This window comes from Candidatus Binataceae bacterium, assembly GCA_035508495.1.
In the GTDB taxonomy this organism is placed as follows: Bacteria; Desulfobacterota; Binatia; order Binatales; family Binataceae; genus JASHPB01.
On record DATJMX010000045.1, the window covers coordinates 45,379 to 61,130 of the forward strand.

Sequence of the window (15,752 nt, forward strand, 5' to 3'; positions counted from 1 at the left end):
AGCCCTTTCGTGAGACTGACTATCCGCCTATTACTCATCGGCGCTTGCGTCGCCCTTCCGACAATACTCACCGCGCGATCGGCGCAAGCTCAAGTCGATCCCTGGGAATTCGAGGTTTATCCATATCTCACTGAGTCGCGCGGCGTGCTGGAGCTCGAAACCGATAATGCCGTCCCGGTGAAGGGGCATACGCAACCCGGCACTGGTCTCGGCGAGCCTTACTACGCGAGCCAGAGCCAATGGTACAACCAGTATGAGCTCACCTACGGCCTCACCGATAGAATCGAAGCGGCGGCCTACCTGAACCTGGCGCTGCCGCAGGGCGCGGGGATGCAGTACGCCGGATCGAAATATCGCCTGCGTGGCAGGCTCTTCGATCCCGATACGCTGCCTGTTGACCTCGGATGGTATATCGAACTGGAATGGCACAAGACACCGCAGTTCGACGATGATGAGCTCGAGCTCGAGCTGCGCCCGATTATCGAGAAGGATCTCGGCAGCTTCTCGTTTATGGCAAATCCGATCTTTGAGAAGCCGATTTTTATCGGACCTGACAAGAATAAAGGATTCGAATTCGGCTACGCCACGGGCGCTTATTATCGATGGCTGAGGTATATTTCGCCGGGCGTGGAATTCTACGGCGGCGTCGGTTCAATCGACAATACTGATCCGATGCAGCAGCAGAATCACTACATATTCCCCGTTGTGTGGGGTGAGTTGCCGCACGGGATCGAATATAACGTCGGCCCCGGATTCGGCTTGACCCGTGGCTCCGATCAAATCGTTGTGAAATTCAACGTCGAACTCGAGAAGTATATTGGCGCACTATTCGGTCCGTCGTCGGACTCAGGATGGTTTTTCTAAACGCGTGAGGTCGGTTGCAATGGAAGATCGCAAGCAGTGCGAACGACGGCGCCTCGCCGGGGAAAACTCTTTCACCGTCGAGAGCTGCGAGTGCGGCGCGATTCATCTCACGATCGGATTCCTGACGCTGCGGATGGAGCCGTGCGCATACCGTGAATTCGCTCGAATCATCGCGGGCGCGCTGAACGAACTCGATCCCACGATTAGTCTGACTATTCACTGATCAGCACTCGCGTCTGCGCCATTTTGGCCGCCGCTCAGTATTCGAGAAACTGAGTACTTTTACTTAGCGGCGACTCATCGCTTTCCCGATTGTCAGGGCTTCGCATCCTCGTAGCTTGCCGGCGGCACATCGCAAAAAGGGGGGATTCTCATGAGCGTGCAATTGCGTCCTCGCGGGGATGGACAGAAACGCCCACCGCACTTTCGGATCTCACCGCGGCGGTGGAGGATGGCGTGATCTATGTCGTCCGCGGCGATAATGTCGGTACTCCGGCCGCAATCGCAACGCAGGGAGAAGGTTCCGTAGTAGTCGAGAACCGCCGCCAGGGCGACACCTTCATCCTGATCGGCGGTAACAACAGCACCGGCAGCATCGCCGCGAACCAGGCCTTCACCCCGTGAGGTTCGACCGCGAAGGAGCAGAGGCAGAACTCACCACAAAGATCACGAAGTCACCAAGGGGCGGATGCGGGCGGCGCCCTTCAGTTTACTTCGTGTCTTCGTGCCTTTGTGGTGAGAAACTGCCTGTTCTTTTCATCGTTGATATCGATCACTCCTCGCTTTCGACGAATGCTCGCAGGCGGTTGATCACCGCATCCCATTGATTAGAGATCTGTTCGAGGTAGTGCTCCGCGGTGTTAAGGCGTTTCGCGCGAAGCTCCCAGATTCGTTCGCGGCCGGCGCGTGAGCTGCGCGCGAGGCCGACGCCTTCGAGTGCTCGCAGATGTTTCGTGATCGCCTGCCGCGTCACTTTGGCGCCGTCGGCCAGGCGTGAAATCGATTGCGGTCCTTCGCTTGAGAGCCGGGCGATGAGGCGCAAGCGCGTCTGGTCGCCCAGCGCGGCAAATACTGGCGCCACCTCGGCAAGTCTTGCTGATGCGCGCGTCGATGCCATGACGCTCAAGCCGCGAGCGCGAGGTATTTTTCGACGAGCCTCGCCTGATGCGACCATCCGGCTTCGTTGCGCGCAAACGCCGTCGCGCGGCGCGCGAGCGGGATTTGATCGAAGCCAGACTCGGTGATGGTGAGCCTGGTGCCGTCTGCCATCTCCTCGAGTTCGAAGGTGACCAGCGTGGTCGGCTCTTTCGAGTAGTCGATCGCGGGATCGAGCGCGTTCGGATGCCATCGGAACGAAAACAGCCGCATCGGCTCGATGCGATCGATTGAAAACTCGAAGGCCACGCCCGCATGCGACCTCTGCATCGCCGCAACTTCCTCATCGACCTTGGTTCCAACGAGCTTCCCATGCATGCGCGCGCCCGCGACGAACGGGCCATTGAACTTGACGCCGAACCAGGTACCGAACTGCTCCGAATCGCTGATCGCGCGCCACACACGCTCGCGCGGCGCGCGCAGAATCAAGCTTTTCTCGATCCGATCGGTGCTGTGCATATATGCAACCTCCAAGTTGCATAAATGATGACACCAGCCACGATATAGCGCAACCTCACGGTTGCGCAATTCCGATCGCTGCACACGATGCCGCCGCGATCGACAGACAGCTTCAATGCAAACGGTTTCAATGAAGGATCGCGGCCGACGTTCTGCTGCCCCTTCGCGTGCGGGAAGGGGTTAGGTCCACCTCCGGATTCTTCCTCCGAGGCCCCGGTTGCGCGGCGCCCAAATGATCGGTACCAATGAAGATTCGCGCGGCCGCCCACCAGCCGCGCTCTCACCGCCTCGCACGGTGGGCAGGTAGCTCAGTCGGTAGAGCAAAGGACTGAAAATCCTTGTGTCGACAGTTCGATTCTGTCCCTGCCCACCAAAAACTCGATTAGAGCAAAACGTAAAAGAGACTCGTAGTGTCGGCTGGCGCGCTCTGAAGCTATGAATCTGCTGTCCAGGCAACTAGACTGCGGCGGTCGCGATTCCACGCGTTTATCGATCGACGGAGGAAATACGCATGCGAGCGATAGTAGGTATTTCGACTTTGGCTCTCGCGGCAACGCTCTTGTGTGGCCGAACAGCTTTTGCGCAGCCGGTGAGCGGCGGACTCAATCAATTCAGGCTTTGCGGGCGCTATAGTTTCAGCTTTTCCGGGTTTGTGAGCGATAGCTTTCCGAGTCCTGTCGGCTATGTTTCGGGCGTCGGCCAGTTCACCTCGGACTGTCGCGGCGGTATCACCGGGATCGAGACCGAGAACCTCAACGGCACTATCTGCAAATACACCGTTGCTGGCACCTACCAAATCAATTCGGACGGCACGGGCGTGGACGCGTTGACGGCGACCCCAATCGGCGGTCCTTGCACTTCACCGGTTAGCTTTGCCCAATCGATCGCGGTCGCCAGCGGCGGCGCCATCGTGAAAGTCATCAGCGGAACAACCCAGCGAGGTACCAACCAGGTGACGATTCAACAGGAGTGGGTCCGGCAGTAACTTCAGGAGTTGCCCGGGATCGCCGCGAGCAAGGCCTTGGTCCGCGCCGTAATCGCGCTCTCCACGAGGTTGTCGGTGATTATATGGAGGCGATTGGCCTTTATTCCCGACAGCACCATCCTGCCCACTTCGTCGGGCGGCACGCCGCCCGCGAGGAAGCTCGTCGCGACGGCCAATGCTCTATTGCGGGTTTCGATTTGCTCGGTCGTCATTGCTCGCTGCCCCGCACCCGGCAAAGCAGCCTGAGCCGCGACGGTGTTCTGAACGATGTTCGTCGCAACCGGGCCCGGGCACAGCACGCTCATCCCGATGCCGAAAGGTTCCAGCTCGTTGCGCATCGATTCCGAGAGTCCGACCACGGCAAATTTCGAGGTGGTATAGAGATAGCCGCTCCCCACTGCCACCAGCCCCGCTCCCGAAGCTGTATTGACGATATGCGCCGCGGTCTTGCGCTCGATCATCCGCGGCACAAAGGTCTGGATACCATTGATGACGCCGTGCAGATTGATGCCGATGACCCAGTCCCAGAGCTCGTAGGTCATATGCGCAACGTTCGCGCTTCCCGCGACGCCTGCGTTGTTGCAAAGAATCGAAACCGGCCCGAGCCGCGATTCGACCTCGTCGGCGACACGCGCGTATGCGGCACGGTCGCGGACATCGAGCACGAACGTTTCGACGGACGTAACTTTGCCGAGTTCGGCACGGGCCGCAGTCAGGGACGGTTCGTCGACGTCCACCAGCGCGAGCTTCGCACCCTCGGCCGCGAACGCGCGGGCGATGCCAAGGCCGATACCCCGTGAGCCACCGGTTATAAAGGCTGTCTTTCCATCGATCCGTTCCATCAGTCACCTCATGGTTTGATCTAGTCTATTCAGACTACGGAGCCAATCGAGCGGATATTCGTGGCGCGCCTCATGCGCCTGACAAACGCGCGTCCGCCTGATAGTCACTGAAATCCGGTCGAATCTGATCGCACGGAGAGATGATGTCTGTGCAGCGAAAGAATGTCGTTATCGGGTTGCTAATCGTCGCGCCGCTGGCGATCGCGGCAATCGCGCGGGCGCAGCTTCTGGGCGGGCGGATCGGATCGCGGCTTGAGGGGATGCGCGATCGGATGTCGGACAAGGACAGTTCGATTCAATATAACCCGGCGGTGTTGCAGCCGGGCTCGCCGCGCCAGCAGGTCATCGCGGCCTTCGGCCCGCCCAACGCATCGCAGGGCCAGGGAACCGCGCGCGAGGACGTCTACGCCTTCTATCCCGACGGCTCCAAGTTCGTCGATCCTTCAGTCAGCGCCGGCACGATCGCCGCGGCGGTTTTCACGGCCGGAATATCGCTCGCGGTGCGCCAGGCGAAAATCACGATCAAGGAGCATCAGATTACGCTCTACCGCGTGCATTACGATTCGCAGGATCTGGTGAAAACGGTCAAGGTCGTGCCGCCGGACATGGGCAGCGAGCCCTCTCCCAACCCCACACCGCAACAGTCTCAGTACTGAATCGACGGCGCGCCCGGGTCACGATTCCAGCGCCGCGGCAAAGCCTCTGAGCGCCGCGGCCACGAATGCGCGCACACGCGCCGGATCCTTCCTGCCGCGCTGACCGGGAATGTCGGTGTGAGTGAATGAATCGACGCCCCATGGACGCACGACGGCGATCGCCTGCGCGACGTTGCCCGCCGTCAGTCCGCCCGCGATGATCACCGGGATTCGCGACTGTTCGACTACGGTGCGGCAGATCGACCAGTCATGGGTCTCACCGCTCGCGCCCTTGGCGCCCGAGTCCAGCATCAGGTAGTCAGCGCATTCCTGATGGGCGCGGGCTTCGCTCAGCGTCTCGCCGGTTCTCACCGCGATCGCGCGCATCACGCGCACCGGAGCGATTCTCTGGCGAATCCAGGCGCAGTCTTCGGGATCGATTTCGCGCGCCGCGATGTGGACGAAATCCGGGCGTACTTGATCGACGATTCGACAGATCTCCTCGCGATCGTCGGAGAGCGAAAGTGCGACGCCGCGCGCACGGGGACGCACGGCGGCGTGAATCTCGCGGGCGAGCGTCGCGTCGATCGCTTCCTCAATCACCCCAGGCTCGCTCACGACCACGCCAATCAGATCCGCGCCGCCATCCGCCGTCGCGATCGCGTCAGCGATCGAGGTCATGCTGTAAATCTGAACTACCATCGCGGCGCACTTCTCCAAGCCAGCTAATCGCAGATGGCGCGGCCCAATTCAAGCTCAGTTCATGCCGAGCGCATGCCGGACCTCGATTCGCGCGCGAGCGTAGTCACTCTCGAACTTTCTGTCCTGGAAGAACTGATTGTCGATTACGGAAGCCGAAATCCGGCCCGCCTCGATATCGGCCGGATAATGTACGCCGGCCACGATGCGATTCCTCGAATAGCTCGCGGCACGCTCGAAAATCGCCTGCGCCTTCTCGGGCACCATGTTGGCCAATACGATCGAGACGGCATAGGCGAACGTCGCATGGCCGCTCGGATAGGCGAAGTTCGGCCTCTGATCCACCAGCAACTTCACGCGCCGATCCGCGACGAAAGGCCGGCGGCGTTTGAAGTAATCCTTCGCGATCTGCAGTTCGTGGTCTTCGTCCTGGAAGATCCGGGCGAAAAACTCGCGCGCGAATGGCAGCGATTGGTAGTTGAACCCGGTGCCCATCACATCGGCGAAGCGAAACACTGAAATACAAGTGTCGGTCCTGGCGTCCTGGATCTCGGTCGGCGTCAGATTACGCTGCACGTCAAGAACGCCGTCCAGGTCGGCACGTCCGGCCGCTGAATCGGACCGCGGAGGCGGCGCAAGGATCCGGCTCAATTCGATCTTCGCTGGATCGCCATAGTAGGCGCGGTGATCGGAATCAGACCGTAAGCAGTGCTCATCGGCAGACGCACCACCAGCGAAAGCGCCCCACGCGATCCAGAGCAGAACCGGAAGCCACGTCAGCGCTGCCGACACGGATTTGCGACTATTCATCCGCTCAGGATTTCCTCATGGAACGGTACCGTTCGGGTCAGCAGTTACCCCGCCGAGCTTTGACGCTCGCCTATCTTATGCGGGCCGCCGAGCCAGGTCAGCGCGCAGAATGCGCCAATCCACGATCCCGCCGCCGCGAATATCACGTAAACCGGATTACCGGTGTAGCTGATAACGGCGAACGCCGCGAGCAGGTACCACATGCTGCTCCACGTCGCCGCCAGGACGCGCCGCCGCGCCGCGACCGCCGCGTTGAACAACACGTACACCGCGTCGGTCGTGGCGGTCGAGGCCATTACTCCAATCGCAATCCCTGGATTGATCGTCACCTGGCATTCCTCTCGTCTTCGGCTCGCGCCGCCGTCGAGCGTTGGTAGTCGAACGGCGAACTCGAGTCGAGGTTAATTGCCCGATTGTCGGACACTGCAATCCCAATTCGCGACATCCCCAATCATCACCGCATTTCGTTGATATGCGGGACGCGAGATTGGTTATGGCACATCCGATGCTCTCTTGATCGTTGGAGAATTGCCGCCGCCGGCAATCAATGAAGATGAAGCCACAACTCAGAGGCCAGCGCGGGCAAGTTCTGATGCTCATCCTGGTCGCCATGGTCGCGATCATCGGATGCGTCGCGATCAGCGGCGATATCGGTTACCTGCAATATGAAAGAGCCCAGATGCAAACGGCGGCCGACAGCGCCGCCATTGCCGCATCTCAGGAGTTGAACTATGGCGACGTAGTTGCCGCAGGTCAGGCCGACGCCGCAACCAACGGCTTCACCAACGGACAGAAGGGCGTTACCGTTACGATTAACAATCCGCCCAAGAGCGGCCCCAATACCGCCAACGACCAGTATGTCGAAGCGATCGTCGCGCAGCCGGTATCGACTTTTTTCCTCCGCGCGCTCGGTTTCACCTCGATCAATGTGTCGGCCCGGGCCGTTTCAGCGTTCGGAAACAGCCCCAACTGCATGTACATTACCGACCCGTCGGCGGCGAGCGCGATGCTCGTCAACGGGAACATAAATATCCAGAGCAGCTGCGGAATCCTGGTCGACTCGAGTAGTTCGACGGGCCTACTGGCTAATGGCAATATCACGATCGACGCACAGACTATTGGCGTTGTCGGCAATTATCTTGCCAATGGTAATGTTTCCCTGACGCCCACCCCCCGTACCGGGATGATCGCCGCAGCCGACCCCCTGGCTTACGTCTCGGCGCCGACCGTCGGCTCCTGTACTCACACTAATTTCACGCTGAATGGCAACAATGGCAGCCACTCCTCTTACTACCAGCTTTATCCCGGAGTTTACTGCGGCGGCATTCTTCTAAACGGAAATACTTACGCCAATTTCAACGCTGGCACATACATACTCGCCGGCGGCGGCATGACGGTCAACGGCAATGCCTGGCTCACCGGCGCCGGTATCACATTTTATAACACGACCGGTACCGGGGGATACCAGGCGATCACCTTGAACGGCAATACGCAGGCGAACTTCAGCGCGCCGACCTCCGGCGCGCTGGCGGGAATCCTGTTTTTTCAGGACCGATCAGTGAGCAGCTCCTCGCCAGGATCGATTATCAACGGCAATTCCAGCTCGACCTTTGACGGTGCGCTATATTTTCCCACGACGCAGCTAACCTACAACGGCAACAGTAGTTCGAGTGGCTACACGATCATTGTCGCCGACAAATTGCTTATCAACGGCAACTCCCACATGGGCAACAACTATTCGTCGCTCGCCGATGGTTCGCCAATCAAAGCTGCAACCTTGGCTGAGTGAGCATAGGGGGTTAGGATGCGGCGCTATAGCGAATCGGGAGTTCGATTCAGGCGGTTGCGAATGGCCGCGCACGGTCAGAGCGCTGTCGAGCTTTCGCTTAGCATCCCGCTGCTGGTTCTGCTGCTGCTCGCCGGGGTCGAGCTGGGGCGTATCTTCTACATCCAAATCTCAGTCTCAAATGCCGCCCGGGCCGCGGTTCAGTACGGCGGACAAAGCATCACGACCGCCAATGACAATAATGGGATGCAGAGCGCGGCCTTGGCCGATGCTCCGAATATAACCGGACTGACAGCGACCGCATCGCACTACTGTCAATGCGCCAACGGGAACAGTTCAACCTGCCTCGCGACGGATTGCGCAGGAAGCCATCGGCTGCTCTACGTCCAGGTTACCACCAGCGCGCTCTACACTCCGATGATGAACTACCCGGGCCTGCCCGGCGCGATGACGCTCACGGGCAAGGCGGTAATCCGAGTCCCGCAGTGAGGTCGAGCGGCACCATGAAAACTCAAGAGCGCAGATCGGGGCCAAAAGGCGGATGCGGCGCGACGGCTGTGGAGTTCGCATTGCTCGCGACGCCTTGCCTCATGTTGATTTTCGCCATAGTCAATTTCGCCGTCGCGCTTTATACTTATGATTTCGTCTGCTACACGGCGCAGGAGGCTGCCCGCTACGCGATCGTCAATGGGGCGACCAGCCCCAGTCCGGCAACTGCGGCGAATATTGAAACCTATGTCGACGGGCTCGTGGTTGGAGTGCTGAATACCAATCAGTTGAGCGTAAATACCACCTGGAACCCGAACAACAAGCCCGGCAGCGTGGTCACGGTGCAAGTAAGCTATGTCTATCAGCCGGTAGCCTCTTTCGTATCGTCGGCAAACATTACCATGACGAGAACCGCGGCGATGGTCATCTCTCAATAGCCAGTATCAAATAGCCAGTGGGATGAAGTCGGCTTCGCCGTGCGCCCCGAGTGGGACGCGCGGCGAAGTGTTATCTGGCACGGATTCCCGTTCAGAACGCTTTGTCTACCTTCGCGATCAGATCCAGAATGGCCTGGGCCAGCGGGCTGCGCACCGTGACCTGCACGCTCGATGTCGAGCCGTTGTTGGCCTCGTCCACACATTTGATGGCGATCGTGAACGTCCGCGGGAAGAGACCGACCGGCTGCGCGACGAGCGACACGGTAAGCGGACCGCCTATCGAGGCCGTGCCACCCGTCACGCCGGTGATAGTACATGCCGGTGGCATCGGATCGCAGGCATCGGCAACGGTCGGCACAACTGCGACGGGATCGGTCTTTCCATCCGGAGGCAACGCCGAGGGATTCGCCGCCACACTCGAGATAACCGGCGGCTTCGTATCCTGCACCGTCACGCTGGTCTGGCAGCTATTCACGTTGTTCGAGGTATCGGTAGCGGTGCAGGTGACCTGGGTAGTGCCGAGCCCAAAACTCGCGCCGGCCGGGGCGCACGACGGCGCTCCTTGCAGTCCGCAATTGTCAGTGGCGGTTGGCGCGCCAAGCATGACGGCAGTGCCACTCGGAGAGCCGCATTCTACGGTCTGCGCAGGTGGGCAGGTGATTTTCGGCTTTTCCTCATCCTTGGCCGTTACTGCCACGTGACATGCCGAGACCGGACGCGGCACCGCGGGCGATACTCCTGGTGCACCCGATGGACGAGCCGCGGGACCGACCAGCAACGCAACTTCGGTGGAAGTTCCCGCTGGAATCGCAGCCGCGGGCGCGACGGCTTCTGATGGCGCGGCAGCCGGGCTGAAGGTTGGATCCGACGAGCCGCTGTCAATCGCTGACGGACTCACGATTGCGGTGCACTTTCCTGGCGAGGTCCCGATCGTCACCGGTCCGTCCTGACAGCTCGCAATCGCGGGGAACAAGGGCGCTGCGCACTGATTGCTCCCGCCCTGCGCAGGCGTGACAACGATCTGGGCGATAGCATCCAAGCCGGACTCGGCGACGTACAGATTGCCGTCGGCGCCAAGCGTGAGGCCGGCCGGATCGGCGCCAGCCGTCAGCGCCGTCGACTCGCTAACCGCGCCCGTGCCGACATCGATACTGCCGACGACGTCGGTCACGGCCTCGGTGAACCAAATATTACAATCCGGGCCTGAGGTGATTCCGATCGGTACCGCGCCAGACTGCAGCGAGTACTCCTGCAGCACAGCACCGGCCTGCGCCCCCGTCATCGCCATCTTGGCGATCTTCTGAGTGCCCGGCTCCGTAAACCACAGGTTGCTGTCGCTACCCAGGGCGAGGCTGCTGGGAGCGCTGCACGCCGTGACCGGATATTCGGTGATCGCGTCAGTCACGGGGTCGATTCGGGCGATCTTGTCGACGCCGGTTTCGGCGAACCAGAGCGCGTTGTCGGTCCCCTCCACGATCCCGGTCGGCATCGGATTAGCGTCTGCGGGCTGGGCGAGCGCCGGCACGGCGGCGGAGAAAACGGCCTCGGCGGTCACGGACTGGATTCCGGCGGCGGTGGACAAAGTAATCCACATGTTACCGTCGGGACCAAGCGCGGCGTCGAACGGGCCGGTCAGCGTATCGCCAACTGGCAGCGGATGCTGAATCAACTCGAAGGTATCGGTGGCGTCGAAATTGAACTCATCGATCCGGTAGGCAGTCGCGCCGTTGGCGCCAAATTCTGCCACCCAGAACATCCCGTCGGGACCGAGCGCGATGCCGGCCGGCCCGCTGTTGGCGGGCAATCCCGTGGCGTCGCTCGGCGAAGTCACGAAGTCCATCGTCCCGGGATCGTAGAAGCCGACCTGGTTGCCGTTGAAGCTGGTGAAGAAGATCTTGCCCGACGGATGGGGCGCGACGAACACCGGTCCAGTCCCAAGCAGTGCCAGTACTTGCGCGGTCGTGAGCGTATTGCACGCTGACGTGGTCGATGTCGCGACCGCGCTCGGAAGCGAGGTTACGACTGCCGACGGCTGGACACCCGTCGCCACCGCGCTCGGAACTGCTACCGAACTGGCCCCGGCCCCCGGCAGTCCGCCGAGCGTTCCACCGTCGCCGGCTCCGGTCTCAGCCGCGGCAGGAGCCACGTCGACCGCGGCGAGGACCTGCCTTCTAACCGGTACGCCCGTCAGCCTCACCCCCGCTCCCATGGAACGGACGTCGGTACCCGACGCCGTGGCGCCGACAGTGGCAATCGCAGTCGGCGAGTTTACGTCCGACGCGGACGGGCCCGGCCCGGCGGCAGCGGCCTCGGGCGCTGGCATCGCGACCTCGACCACGTCGGCCGTAGGCTGCTGACCGCCATTGTTTTTCGCGCAGGCGCTGGCCAGTATTACTTGACAGCCAATTAATACTACAAATTGTAGACTTCGTGAGCGCAGTAATCCTCGTTTCATGCTCGAACCCCCGACCGTTGTCCAATTTTGAAATTGCGTGAGGCGCCAGTTTGACACGATCGCCGCACGGGCGATCATGACGCAGGTATTTTTTGCAACGCCGGCTACCTGAGGAGCGTCAAATTTGCACAGTTTTGTTAAATTATCCTACTTCTTGACGAGACGATGACTGCAAGGCTGCATCGCCGTGACAGGCAATCACTACGGGGTCCGCAAATCAGCGCCGCAAAGAGACGCTGGCGACACCATGACTGCCAATTGCGGCAGTCCGATGCGAAACGCTGCCATTACCGCATGCGCCGCCGGCGAGCGCGACCATTCGCGGGCGCGATCGAACGAAATGCCGCGATCCGCAATCGCGGCCTGCTACCCTCGTGTCCAGGAGTACGCGCAAAAGGAAACGCGGGAGCGCTGGAGGCCGGGCCTCCCGCGCTCCCGCGCAAGGCGGGCAAAGCTATTGCTGCGGTGCGGGCTCGCCGGGGCCGCGCACGAGCGGAACGAATTGCGCGAGCTGGCACTGCACCAGCGCATGCAGCTTGTTGTCGATCTGAAAGAAGCGCGTGGTCTTGATCTGCGAGATAATGGCGCGAAACTGCGGGATGTATTCCTTCTGCACGTCGACCCGCGCCTGCGCGATTTCCATGACCTCGTCGAGCTTGGCCTTGGCCGCCGCGTCGGTCATCGTGTTGTAGTTCTTGGCGAAATCCTTGATCTCGTTGAAATGACGATCTTCGATCTTATCCATCGCCTTTTCGTACTTGTCGTATAGCGGCCAGAACGCCGCCTGTTCCGACGAGCTGAGATTCATGTTCGCCCCGACCACCGCCTTCTGCTGTGCGCGCGCGGCGGCGATATCGAGCTGCTTCTGCGATTGCGCATGCGCGGCGGAACCGAATCCCGCCAGCCCCACTGCCACGAACGCGACGGCGAATCCGCCAACTATCTTCTTCAATGTCATGTAGCCCTCCCGCTACTGTCGAAATATTAACCCGCGCAGGATGCTCGTGGATTGAGGATTGAGAGTCAAGCGCCGCGGCGAGGCGGTATCAGCTTCATCGCGGCGAGTTTATCGAGTTCCGCCTCGACCGCCGCCACGCCACCATTGGCGAAGAGCATCATCAGGCGCTCCGCGCTCATGAAGCTGAGCATTATGCCGACTTTCGGATTATGCCGCGTTGTTCATGCCAACCCCTTTGAAATCTGGCATGGTAGGCGCGGCACATCGACATAATTCGGGACAGGCTTCTCTTGTTCGGAACTGAGTGACGACGCGACACTGATTGGACCGTCCGTTTCATGAATCAAATCTAGGCGGCAACTAAAGCCGTCATGAGGCCCGCATCATCTTCACCTACAAAGGCGAATGATCTGGTTCCGCTTTGCCCAGCTTTCGCGCCGCATGGCCGTTTCGACTGATAGTCGACGATGCGGAGAACTTTTTTGGGTCATTGTTAGCTTGACTTCTATCTAGCAAAACGGCTAAATACATCAACGATGGATGTCTTTGAGGCGTTGGCGGATCCCACTCGCCGCGAAATCATCGCCATGCTCGCCGTGAGCGAGCGCAATGCGGGCGAGATCGCCAGCCGTTTCGACATGGCGGGGCCGTCGGTGTCGCGGCATTTGAAAGTTCTCCGCGAGAGCGGGCTCATCACCTATCGCTCCGAAGCGCAGTCGCGAATCTACCAGCTCAACGCCGCGAGTTTGGATCAGGTGCAGCAATGGATGCAGGCGCAGATCGATCTCTGCCGCGAACGCTTCGACCGACTGGGTGCACATCTCGACCGAATAAAGAAAAGAGAGGCGAAAAATGCAAAAGATAAAAGACGCTGACCTTCCACGCTTCATCGATCGCTGGACGATCGAATATGTGCGCACTTACGCTCACCCGATCGAGCGGGTGTGGCGCGCGATCACCGATCCGCAGGAATTCGGCATCTGGTTCATTCCTGGCTCAATCGAACTCAAAGCCGGGGGCGCCTACGCCTTTGGCGGGGCCGAACCTGACTTTGCTGGCCAGATCGTGGCGATCGACCCGCCGCGCCTGATCCGTTTCAGTGGCGGACCGGGATACGACAACGCAAGGAAAGGCACTGAGAAGGGTTGGTTTCAGTTCGAACTCTCCGAGCTCAAGGGCGAAACGCGCATGGTGTTCAGGCAACACTTCGCGCCCGATTTCGCATACACCGAGAGCCCGTCCGAGTACTTGGGTGGCGATCTCCCAGTTCGTGGCGCACCGTGGAAGCCAGGTGTCGTCGGCGGTTGGCACGACATCTTCGATGCTCTACATGATCACTTGAGCGGCATTCCAATCGGCTCGCTCCTGCCATCGAGCGAATTCGGCACGGTGGCACGATACTGGACCGAAGAGCATCGGCGCATCGGCGAGTTCAGTCCGGAACAGGCCGAGCGTTACGCGCGCCTGATTCGCGTCTACGAGAACTACTACGAGATCAGCGTCTTCTACCGCGCCTTCATCCGCGACAACTGCCCGCCGGTGTGACGTAGTTCCGGGTTGCCAATTGGGCAGCAGGAAAATGGGACAGGCTGAAATCGAACATGAAAGCCACCATTCACATTCGATCCGCGACGAGTCTTCGCCGTTACCTAGGCCAATTCTGATGGCGCACCGGATTCGGTCGCCTGCCGCGGGCTTTGTTATGCGGACAGTCACGCCCGTGACCTAACGATCCGCCGTGTACGTAAAAAAACGGCATAATTCGATCGTCGGCATAATTCGGCTGTTCATTTTCGGACCTTTCGGATTCGACGCCGGGTCGAGACTTGTTCTATAGCCTTGGCGGCTGCGCCGGGGATGGGGAGTTGCTGGCGGTTAGCGACTCGCCTGATCGGCGCGATCTGGTACTCCCACACGCGATGGGTTGCGCCGCGATCAAACCGGGATGCGACGAAGCGCGTCTGATTCGCTTAAGATCCGATCCTCCGAAACCAGTGGCCTCGCCTTTCGCCAACACGAAAGGAGAGGCAAATGACATTGGCGAGGGTTGCTTTAGGCGAAGGGTCTGATGGGGCGGAGTGGCCGTGGGCTCACCGCAAAGCGTTTCTGGAACGATTGCGCGCGCAAGGTTACTCGCGCTGGAGCTTGCGCCAGTACGGATCGGTGACAGAAAGCTTCTGCGCGGCAATCGAAAAACGACGGCTGGGGATTGGCAGCTTGGACGGCGCGATCACAGAGCGCCTTCAGCGCTCGGTAGTAGGATCCACTCCCGAATACGCTCGTAGCTGGGGCGAGTTTTGCGTAACGCGGTTCATGGAGCATCTCGCCGAATCGGGTGTCGCGGCGGTCTGGCAATCGCCGGCTAAAAGGTTAACCGCGCGGGAACGCCTGCGTGAGGAATACGAAGCCTACTTGCGCCGGCAACGTGGGTTGGCCGAGGGCAGGGTCAGGAACAGCCTGTACTACGGGGAACGGTTCCTGAGCTTTCGCTTCGGCGAAAAGCTGGGCGACCTGAGGGCGATCACGCAGGACGATATCGTTGCGTTCCTGCGCGAGCTCAAAGCAGGAGCAAAGGCGCGCCGCCGCAAAGCGCTGCCGTCTCATCTGCGGAGCCTGTTCAAGTTCCTGTTCTGGAGCGGCAAGACCAAGCGCGACCTCGCCCTGAGCCTGCCGCGCGTCGCCACTGGCTCAGACCATCTGCCGCGCTCTCTCAAATCGGAAGAGATCGAACGGCTGATCGAGTCGGTGCGAACCGACCACGCGATTGGGCGGCGCAATTACGCGATGCTGCTGCTCATGGCGCGGCTGGGACTGCGCGCTCCCGAGGTTATCGCCATCCAGCTTGAGGATATCGACTGGCGCGCCGGCGAAATCCTCATCCGCGGCAAGGGCAAGCTGCACGACCGCATGCCGCTTCCCAAAGACGTGGGCGAAGCGATCGTGGATTACCTCAGAAACGGGCGTGCTGGCGTCTCTCGTGTACTGTTCGTCTCGGAGCAAGGACCGCACGTGCCCTTCAAGGATGGACAGATCATAAACAGCGTTCTGCGGGAGGCGTTCGCTAAGACCGGCATGAATCCTCCTCAGAAGTGGGTCGGCTCGCGCCTGCTGCGCCACAGTCTAGCGACTGAGATGCTCCGCAAGGGTGCGTCGCTCGACGAGATCGGGGACGTGCTGC

20 protein-coding genes and 1 tRNA gene are annotated in these 15,752 nt (G+C 60.5%); 12 read left to right on the forward strand and 9 right to left on the reverse strand.

Annotation, left to right across the window (positions count from 1 at the left end; genetic code table 11):
* Positions 1-9 precede the first annotated feature (9 nt).
* The 3 genes from VMA09_14920 to VMA09_14930 all read left to right on the forward strand — a co-directional run bounded on the left by VMA09_14920 (position 10) and on the right by VMA09_14930 (position 1,488).
* Complete coding sequence (locus VMA09_14920) at positions 10-864, forward strand: hypothetical protein (protein HUA34899.1); 855 nt, start codon at positions 10-12, stop codon at positions 862-864.
* Between the two features lie 19 nt (positions 865-883).
* Complete coding sequence (locus VMA09_14925) at positions 884-1,087, forward strand: hypothetical protein (protein ID HUA34900.1); 204 nt, start codon at positions 884-886, stop codon at positions 1,085-1,087.
* 233 nt (positions 1,088-1,320) lie between these two features.
* Complete coding sequence (locus VMA09_14930; protein ID HUA34901.1) at positions 1,321-1,488, forward strand: hypothetical protein; 168 nt, start codon at positions 1,321-1,323, stop codon at positions 1,486-1,488.
* A gap of 148 nt (positions 1,489-1,636) precedes the next feature.
* On the opposite strand, the gene VMA09_14935 is transcribed toward VMA09_14930, so the two are convergent.
* Both VMA09_14935 and VMA09_14940 read right to left on the reverse strand, forming a co-directional pair.
* The gene (locus VMA09_14935) at positions 1,637-1,981 is read right to left on the reverse strand and encodes a metalloregulator ArsR/SmtB family transcription factor (protein ID HUA34902.1); all 345 of its coding nucleotides are present in this window, start codon (positions 1,979-1,981) and stop codon (positions 1,637-1,639) included.
* Between the two features lie 5 nt (positions 1,982-1,986).
* Entirely contained in the window at positions 1,987-2,478 is a 492-nt protein-coding gene (locus VMA09_14940) for an SRPBCC family protein (GenBank protein HUA34903.1), read from the reverse strand.
* Positions 2,479-2,775: 297 nt separating this feature from the next.
* Between VMA09_14940 and VMA09_14945 the strand changes: the two genes are divergently transcribed.
* Both VMA09_14945 and VMA09_14950 read left to right on the forward strand, forming a co-directional pair.
* A tRNA-Phe gene (locus tag VMA09_14945) sits at positions 2,776-2,851 on the forward strand.
* Between the two features lie 216 nt (positions 2,852-3,067).
* Positions 3,068-3,463, forward strand: a complete 396-nt coding sequence (locus VMA09_14950) for a hypothetical protein (GenBank protein ID HUA34904.1) — start codon at positions 3,068-3,070, stop codon at positions 3,461-3,463.
* A 2-nt stretch (positions 3,464-3,465) separates the two neighbouring features.
* Here the strand turns inward: VMA09_14950 and VMA09_14955 are convergent, their stop codons facing one another.
* A complete protein-coding gene (locus tag VMA09_14955; protein HUA34905.1) occupies positions 3,466-4,305 on the reverse strand; it encodes an SDR family NAD(P)-dependent oxidoreductase in 840 nt (279 codons plus the stop codon).
* Positions 4,306-4,448: 143 nt separating this feature from the next.
* Between VMA09_14955 and VMA09_14960 the strand changes: the two genes are divergently transcribed.
* Entirely contained in the window at positions 4,449-4,961 is a 513-nt protein-coding gene (locus VMA09_14960) for a hypothetical protein (GenBank protein ID HUA34906.1), read from the forward strand.
* Between the two features lie 18 nt (positions 4,962-4,979).
* On the opposite strand, the gene VMA09_14965 is transcribed toward VMA09_14960, so the two are convergent.
* The 3 genes from VMA09_14965 to VMA09_14975 are packed head-to-tail and all read right to left on the reverse strand — an operon-like array spanning position 4,980 to position 6,778.
* Positions 4,980-5,642, reverse strand: a complete 663-nt coding sequence (locus tag VMA09_14965; GenBank protein ID HUA34907.1) for a phosphoribosylanthranilate isomerase — start codon at positions 5,640-5,642, stop codon at positions 4,980-4,982.
* A 54-nt stretch (positions 5,643-5,696) separates the two neighbouring features.
* Positions 5,697-6,449: a phosphatase PAP2 family protein gene (locus tag VMA09_14970; GenBank protein HUA34908.1), complete on the reverse strand. Its 753-nt coding sequence runs from the start codon at positions 6,447-6,449 to the stop codon at positions 5,697-5,699.
* 44 nt (positions 6,450-6,493) lie between these two features.
* A complete protein-coding gene (locus tag VMA09_14975; GenBank protein ID HUA34909.1) occupies positions 6,494-6,778 on the reverse strand; it encodes a hypothetical protein in 285 nt (94 codons plus the stop codon).
* 224 nt (positions 6,779-7,002) lie between these two features.
* Between VMA09_14975 and VMA09_14980 the strand changes: the two genes are divergently transcribed.
* From VMA09_14980 to VMA09_14990, 3 genes are read left to right on the forward strand one after another with little or no spacing between them, the layout of a single operon-like run.
* A complete protein-coding gene (locus tag VMA09_14980) occupies positions 7,003-8,238 on the forward strand; it encodes a pilus assembly protein TadG-related protein (protein ID HUA34910.1) in 1,236 nt (411 codons plus the stop codon).
* 60 nt (positions 8,239-8,298) lie between these two features.
* On the forward strand, positions 8,299-8,724 hold the full coding sequence (locus VMA09_14985; protein ID HUA34911.1) for a TadE/TadG family type IV pilus assembly protein: 426 nt from the start codon (positions 8,299-8,301) through the stop codon (positions 8,722-8,724).
* Between the two features lie 14 nt (positions 8,725-8,738).
* Positions 8,739-9,161 (forward strand): TadE family protein, encoded by a 423-nt coding sequence (locus tag VMA09_14990; GenBank protein ID HUA34912.1) that lies wholly within the window; start codon positions 8,739-8,741, stop codon positions 9,159-9,161.
* A 91-nt stretch (positions 9,162-9,252) separates the two neighbouring features.
* On the opposite strand, the gene VMA09_14995 is transcribed toward VMA09_14990, so the two are convergent.
* The 3 genes from VMA09_14995 to VMA09_15005 all read right to left on the reverse strand — a co-directional run bounded on the left by VMA09_14995 (position 9,253) and on the right by VMA09_15005 (position 12,765).
* Positions 9,253-11,484: an HYR domain-containing protein gene (locus VMA09_14995; protein HUA34913.1), complete on the reverse strand. Its 2,232-nt coding sequence runs from the start codon at positions 11,482-11,484 to the stop codon at positions 9,253-9,255.
* Positions 11,485-12,070: 586 nt separating this feature from the next.
* A complete protein-coding gene (locus tag VMA09_15000) occupies positions 12,071-12,574 on the reverse strand; it encodes a hypothetical protein (protein HUA34914.1) in 504 nt (167 codons plus the stop codon).
* A 65-nt stretch (positions 12,575-12,639) separates the two neighbouring features.
* The gene (locus VMA09_15005) at positions 12,640-12,765 is read right to left on the reverse strand and encodes a hypothetical protein (protein ID HUA34915.1); all 126 of its coding nucleotides are present in this window, start codon (positions 12,763-12,765) and stop codon (positions 12,640-12,642) included.
* Between the two features lie 345 nt (positions 12,766-13,110).
* Here VMA09_15005 and VMA09_15010 point away from each other — a divergent pair, with 345 nt between their 5' ends.
* The 3 genes from VMA09_15010 to VMA09_15020 all read left to right on the forward strand — a co-directional run.
* Positions 13,111-13,449, forward strand: coding sequence for a metalloregulator ArsR/SmtB family transcription factor (locus VMA09_15010; protein ID HUA34916.1), 339 nt, complete (start codon positions 13,111-13,113; stop codon positions 13,447-13,449).
* Positions 13,427-14,119, forward strand: coding sequence for an SRPBCC domain-containing protein (locus tag VMA09_15015; GenBank protein HUA34917.1), 693 nt, complete (start codon positions 13,427-13,429; stop codon positions 14,117-14,119). Before VMA09_15010 ends, VMA09_15015 begins: the two co-directional genes overlap by 23 nt.
* A gap of 672 nt (positions 14,120-14,791) precedes the next feature.
* Positions 14,792-15,752: tyrosine-type recombinase/integrase (locus VMA09_15020; protein ID HUA34918.1), on the forward strand; the 961-nt coding region annotated here is incomplete at its 3' end.

Coding starts and splice junctions, on each gene's coding strand:
- VMA09_14925 (HUA34900.1), top strand. CDS start 884: ATGGAAGATCGCAAGCAGTGCGAACGACGGCGCCTCGCCGGGGAAAAC.
- VMA09_14935 (HUA34902.1), bottom strand. CDS start 1,981: ATGGCATCGACGCGCGCATCAGCAAGACTTGCCGAGGTGGCGCCAGTA.
- VMA09_14940 (HUA34903.1), bottom strand. CDS start 2,478: ATGCACAGCACCGATCGGATCGAGAAAAGCTTGATTCTGCGCGCGCCG.
- VMA09_14955 (HUA34905.1), bottom strand. CDS start 4,305: ATGGAACGGATCGATGGAAAGACAGCCTTTATAACCGGTGGCTCACGG.
- VMA09_14960 (HUA34906.1), top strand. CDS start 4,449: ATGTCTGTGCAGCGAAAGAATGTCGTTATCGGGTTGCTAATCGTCGCG.
- VMA09_14965 (HUA34907.1), bottom strand. CDS start 5,642: ATGGTAGTTCAGATTTACAGCATGACCTCGATCGCTGACGCGATCGCG.
- VMA09_14970 (HUA34908.1), bottom strand. CDS start 6,449: ATGAATAGTCGCAAATCCGTGTCGGCAGCGCTGACGTGGCTTCCGGTT.
- VMA09_14980 (HUA34910.1), top strand. CDS start 7,003: ATGAAGCCACAACTCAGAGGCCAGCGCGGGCAAGTTCTGATGCTCATC.
- VMA09_14985 (HUA34911.1), top strand. CDS start 8,299: ATGGCCGCGCACGGTCAGAGCGCTGTCGAGCTTTCGCTTAGCATCCCG.
- VMA09_14990 (HUA34912.1), top strand. CDS start 8,739: ATGAAAACTCAAGAGCGCAGATCGGGGCCAAAAGGCGGATGCGGCGCG.
- VMA09_14995 (HUA34913.1), bottom strand. CDS start 11,484: ATGCCAGCGCCCGAGGCCGCTGCCGCCGGGCCGGGCCCGTCCGCGTCG.
- VMA09_15000 (HUA34914.1), bottom strand. CDS start 12,574: ATGACATTGAAGAAGATAGTTGGCGGATTCGCCGTCGCGTTCGTGGCA.
- VMA09_15005 (HUA34915.1), bottom strand. CDS start 12,765: ATGCTCAGCTTCATGAGCGCGGAGCGCCTGATGATGCTCTTCGCCAAT.
- VMA09_15010 (HUA34916.1), top strand. CDS start 13,111: ATGGATGTCTTTGAGGCGTTGGCGGATCCCACTCGCCGCGAAATCATC.
- VMA09_15015 (HUA34917.1), top strand. CDS start 13,427: ATGCAAAAGATAAAAGACGCTGACCTTCCACGCTTCATCGATCGCTGG.